The 4,641-nt window shown below is 62.6% G+C and carries 4 protein-coding genes; 3 read left to right on the forward strand and 1 reads right to left on the reverse strand.

All coding sequences use genetic code 11. From position 1 onward, the window contains the following. The 3 genes from VK519_RS02765 to VK519_RS02775 form a co-directional block, all read left to right on the forward strand. A partial coding sequence (locus VK519_RS02765; protein ID WP_324347447.1) for a glycoside hydrolase family 31 protein occupies positions 1-1,027 on the forward strand: 1,027 nt, incomplete at its 5' end. Between the two features lie 98 nt (positions 1,028-1,125). Next, positions 1,126-2,169 carry an alpha/beta fold hydrolase gene (locus VK519_RS02770; RefSeq protein ID WP_324347449.1) on the forward strand — a complete coding sequence of 348 codons (1,044 nt, stop codon included), beginning with the start codon at positions 1,126-1,128 and terminating at the stop codon, positions 2,167-2,169. Between the two features lie 23 nt (positions 2,170-2,192). Beyond that, complete coding sequence (locus VK519_RS02775; protein ID WP_324347451.1) at positions 2,193-3,848, forward strand: acetolactate synthase large subunit; 1,656 nt, start codon at positions 2,193-2,195, stop codon at positions 3,846-3,848. A gap of 7 nt (positions 3,849-3,855) precedes the next feature. Here the strand turns inward: VK519_RS02775 and VK519_RS02780 are convergent. Beyond that, positions 3,856-4,641, reverse strand: a 786-nt coding sequence (locus tag VK519_RS02780; RefSeq protein ID WP_324347453.1) for an aldo/keto reductase, incomplete at its 5' end; no start/stop codon positions are given.

Consider the following 4,641-nt stretch of genomic DNA (forward strand, 5'->3'; position numbering starts at 1 on the left):
CCGCTTCCACAACGTGTTCCCGCTATTGCACGCCCAGGGCGTGGCCGAGGGTTCGCGGCATGATCGTCCCAACAAGAGGAATTTGATCCTGTCGCGTGCGGCGTACATTGGCGCGCAGCGCAACGGCGCGTTGTTCTGGTCGTCGGACATCCAGCCCACCTGGGAGGCGCTTAAACGCCAGGTGCCGACGGGCCTGGATTTCACGGCGTCGGGCCTAGCTTTCTGGGGCAACGACATCGGCGGCTGGCAATCGCTGCCGGCCCGGCACGTACCCGAACGCAAGCCACTGATCGACCCAGCCGATGCCCGCGACGTGGTCGGTGGTTACGACGATTACCCCGAGCTCCTCGCCCGCTGGTTCCAGTACGGCGTCTTCACTCCCACCCTTCGCGTGCATGGCCTGCGCAAGAAAGTGGAAGTGTGGGAATACGGCAAGGGCGCGGAAGGCGTGATGGTGAAATACCTGAAACTTCGTTATGCACTAATGCCCTACCTCTACGCCATGGGCCGGCATACCTTTGAAACGGGCGCGCCATTCATGCGCGCACTATTCATGGATTTTCCCGGCGACCGGAACGTTACGAACCTCGGCGACGAGTACATGTTCGGCCCGGCCTTCCTTGTCGCTCCGGTGACCGAACAGGGCGTGGAACATCGCGCGGTGTACCTGCCCGCGGGCAGCGACTGGTACAACTGGTGGACGAACGAGAAATTCACCGGCGGGCAGACCATCGATGTATCGGCGCCCATCGACACCATCCCGCTCTTCGTTCGTGCCGGCTCCATCGTGCCACTGGGCAAACCCATCCCGAGCACCGCCACGAAACAGGACCTGGCCGAGATCCGCGTATTCCCAGGCTACGACGCCGATTTCACCCTTTACGACGACGACGGCGTCAGCAATGCCTACGAACGCGGCGCCGGCACCAGCACGCAACTGCATTGGGACGAAGGCAGGCAGAAGCTCACCGCACACGGCGGGGTGAAAGTGGATGTTGCGGCGCTTGTGCGTGTCATCGGAAGGTGAATATCGCTGATTGAAACTGCGGGGCGATCCGGCCGTCGGCGGGGCACTGAGAAGGTGTACTGTTTCGAATCGCGGCGGGGCCTTTGCGGAGATAAGTCATGTCCGATCACGTCGATCAGCAGCGGCGAAAGGTCCTTGGGGCGACAGCCCTGGGGGTGGCGGCGGCAAACCTCGGGTGGACGTCCACCGCTCATGGACAACCGGGCAAGGCGCCGGGAAAACTGCCTGTTGCCGGCGCCCACACATCCTTTGCCATGCAGAAACAAATCCAGGCGGGCGTACTTGATGTGTCCTATGCCGAGGATGGCCCCATCGAGGGGCCGCCGGTATTGCTATTGCACGGCTGGCCCTACGACCTCCACAGCTACGTCGATGTCGCTCCCATCCTGGCAGCGGCGGGATACCGGGTGATCGTTCCTTCGCTGCGCGGCTACGGCAAGACGCGTTTCCTTTCGCCGGACACGCCCCGCAACGGCCAGCAGGCTGCGCTGGCCACTGATGGACTGGCCCTGCTGGACGCACTGAAGATAAAAAAGGCCGTGATCGCCGGTTACGATTGGGGCGCCCGCACTGCCGACATCATGGCCGCGGTCTGGCCGGAACGATGCAAGGCACTGGTTTCGGTAAGCGGTTACCTGATCGGCAGCCAGGAACTTAACCGGGCCCCGCTGCCACCGAAGGCTGAACTGCAATGGTGGTACCAGTTCTACTTCGCCACCGACCGCGGCGAGGCCGGCTATGCGAAGTACACGCACGACTTCGCCCGGCTCATCTGGCAGCTGGCATCGCCCAAATGGGCGTTTGACGATGCCACCTTCAATCGTTCCGCGGCCTCCCTGGATAATCCCGACCACGTGGCCGTGGCGATCCACAACTATCGGTGGCGGCTGGGCCTGGCCAAGGGCGAGCCGGCATTCGGCGAGATGGAAAAGAAGCTGGCTGCCCTCCCCTCCATTGGCGTGCCGACCATCACCATGGAAGGCGACGCCAACGGTGCACCGCACCCGGAACCGGCGAGCTACGCCAAGCGGTTCACCGGCAGGTACGAGCATCGCCTGATCCCTGGCGGCATTGGCCATAATCTGCCGCAGGAGGCCCCGGAGGCCTTCGCCAAGGCAGTGATCGACGTGGATCGGTTCTAACGGCACACCTGAGGTAGCCCACCATGGCAAAAGGCTCTGACTTACTGGTTGCGGCGCTCCAGAACGAGGGCGTCGAGCGCATCTATGGCATTCCCGGTGAAGAGAACCTGGACTTCGTGGAGTCGTTGCGTGCGTCGAAGATCAAGCTCGTACTTACCCGGCATGAACAAGCCGCGGCGTTCATGGCCGCAACGGAAGGTCGACTCACCGGGCATCCCGGGGTGTGCCTGTCCACGCTTGGGCCCGGTGCGCTGAACTTCACCACCGGTGCCGCCTATGCGCACCTGGGCGCCATGCCCATGCTGATCATCACCGGGCAAAAGGCGATCAAGAGCGCGCGGCAAGCCCGGTTCCAGATCGTCGATGTCGTGGCCGCCATGCGCCCCTTGACGAAAATGACGCGCCAGATTGTCTCGGCCGCGTCGATCCCTACCCTGGTCCGCGATGCATTTCGCATTGCCAGCGAGGAGAGACCCGGACCCGTACACCTGGAACTACCCGAAGACATCGCGGTGGAAGAAGCCGAAACGCCGCTGGTACCCGTACACCAGGTCGACAATCCCGTGGCGGGCCCCTCGGCCCTGGAGCACGTCGCCGGCATGATCGCGAAGGCCACCTGCCCCATCATCATGGTGGGTGCCGCAGGCAACCGGCCGCGGCTGGTGGAACCACTCTCCGATTTTGTACGCCGGTTTCAGATCCCGTTCTTCAACACGCAGATGGGCAAAGGCGCCGTCACCGGCGGTTCGAACCTGTACCTGGGCACGGCGGCCCTTTCCGAGCGCGATTACATCCATGGCGCGATCAGGCGCGCGGACATGGTGATCGCGATCGGCCACGATACCGTGGAAAAGCCGCCGTTCCTGATGGGCGGAATTACCGGTGGTCCCAAGGTCATCCATATCGGCTACCAGCCTGCCCATGTGGAGCAGGTGTTCTACCCCGATGCCGAGCTCATTGGCGATATCGGCGCCAACGTCACCGCGCTGGCCGACCGCCTTGCAGGCAAAGTGAAGGTCGATCCCACCATGCTCGATCTTCGCAAGCGCATCCTGGAGCGTCTCAACGAAGGCAGTGACAACCCCGCGTTTCCGCTCGTTCCACAGCGCATCGTGAGTGATGTCCGCAAGGCGATGCCCGACGACGGCATCGTCTGCCTGGACAACGGCATGTACAAGATCTGGTTCGCGCGGGGGTATCGCACGCACGTGGCCAATACCCTGCTGCTGGACAATGCGCTGGCCACGATGGGTGCGGGCCTTCCTTCGGCCATCGCGGCAAAGGTGCTTTATCCGCATCGACGCGTCATGGCGGTGTGCGGTGACGGTGGCTTCATGATGAACAGCCAGGAGCTGGAGACGGCCGTGCGGTTGGGTCTTGACCTGGTGGTCCTTATCATCGAGGACAGTGCCTACGGCATGATCCGCTGGAAGCAGGCGGTGGATGGCTTCCCGGACTTCGGCATGGATTTTTCCAACCCCGACTTCGAGCTATATGCCAAGGCCTATGGCGCGCAAGGTCACCGTATAAAGTCGACCGAAGCATTTCTACCAACGCTCGAAGCTGCGCTCGACGCCGGCGGCGTGCACCTGATCACGGTGCCGGTGGATTATCGCGAAAATACGCGGGTGTTCATCGAGGAATTGGGCAGCCTCCCGGATGACATCGAATCGCATTGATCGGACGCTAGGCGCGCGGGATAAACCCGGGCAGCCCAGTCTCGACCACGTCGTTGAACCGGACCCTCGTGGTGATGGCGTGCCGTATGTCCTGCAAGGCGTCCGCGGGAAGGTCGGATATATCGAAGTTCTCCCTGATGCGGTCAGGGTTGGTCGACGTGGTCAGGAATGCCGTGCCTCGCTGCAACGCCCAGGCCAGGACGACCTGTGCCGGCGTTTTATCCACACGCTGCGCGATGTCCGTGATCACCGGGTCGTTCAATACGCTCGGTTGCATGCCATGGCCCAATGGCGCAAACGCAAGAAAGACAATGTCATGCTGCGCGCAATAATCCACCAGGTCCCACTCGGGAAGGTAGGGATGACATTCGACCTGCACCACGGCAGGCTTGATGCGGGCCGCCGCGTAGACTTCCTTCACCTTGTCCAGGCGGACATCGGAAAGGCCGATGTACCTGCACTTGCCCTCATCGACAAGGTTTTCCATCCCCTGCCACGTCTGAAGCAGCGTTACGCCCGGGTCGTAGAGCGGCCGGCCGCCTTCGCCCGTCGGGTATTGTTCTTCGCCGGGCTGGAAGGCAAAGGGTGTGTGGATCAGGTAGCCATCGACGTGGTCGAGCTGCAGACGGCGAAGGCTTGCTTCCAGCGCAGGCTTGACCCGCTCCGGACGATGATTGTTGTTCCACAGTTTCGTGGTCACGAACAGGTCTTCACGCCATACGGTGCCTTCGGCGAAGGAGTCCTGCAGCGCGGCCCCGACCACCTCTTCATTGCGATAGGCCTCCGCCGCATC

This window comes from Pinirhizobacter sp., from assembly GCF_035317885.1.
In the GTDB taxonomy this organism is placed as follows: domain Bacteria; phylum Pseudomonadota; class Gammaproteobacteria; order Xanthomonadales; family Rhodanobacteraceae; genus Pinirhizobacter.